The organism is Mycobacterium neglectum (assembly GCF_002591975.1).
Taxonomy (GTDB): Bacteria; Actinomycetota; Actinomycetes; order Mycobacteriales; family Mycobacteriaceae; genus Mycobacterium; species Mycobacterium neglectum.
The window spans coordinates 1-748 of record NZ_NVQE01000119.1; the positions used below are offsets into that span (position 1 = coordinate 1).

Consider the following 748-nt stretch of genomic DNA (forward strand, 5'->3'; position numbering starts at 1 on the left):
TGACCGACAACGCCAGCCTGGCGCACCTGCTGAAGTTCGACTCGATCCTGGGCCGTTACCCCGAGGACATCAGCCTCGAGGGCGAGGACACCATCGTGATCGGCAACACCAAGATCAAGGCACTCGAGGTGAAGGAAGGACCGGCAGCCCTGCCGTGGGGCGACCTCGGCGTGGACGTCGTCGTCGAGTCCACCGGCATCTTCACCGCCCGCGCCAAGGCGCAGGGCCACCTGGATGCCGGCGCCAAGAAGGTCATCATCTCCGCGCCGGCCAGCGATGAGGACATCACGATCGTGCTCGGCGTCAATGACGACAAGTACGACGGCAGCCAGAACATCATCTCCAACGCGTCGTGCACGACGAACTGCCTCGGGCCGCTGGCCAAGGTCCTCAACGACCAGTTCGGTCTCGTGAAGGGCCTGATGACCACGGTCCACGCCTACACCCAGGACCAGAACCTGCAGGACGGCCCGCACAAGGACCTGCGCCGTGCGCGCGCCGCCGCGCTCAACATCGTTCCCACCTCGACCGGCGCCGCCAAGGCGATCGGGCTGGTGCTGCCCGAGCTGAAGGGCAAGCTCGACGGGTACGCCCTGCGTGTGCCGATCCCGACGGGTTCGTGTACCGACCTGACGGCCGAGCTGTCCAAGGCGCCTACCGCCGAAGAGATCAACCTCGCGTTCAAGGCGGCCGCCGATGGTCCGCTCAAAGGCATCCTCAAGTACTACGACGCGCCGATCGTGTCGAG

The 748-nt window shown here is 66.0% G+C and carries 1 protein-coding gene; it reads left to right on the forward strand.

The window, feature by feature from the left end:
* Positions 1-748, forward strand: a 748-nt coding sequence (locus tag CSQ99_RS30640) for a type I glyceraldehyde-3-phosphate dehydrogenase (RefSeq protein ID WP_099042703.1), incomplete at both ends; no start/stop codon positions are given.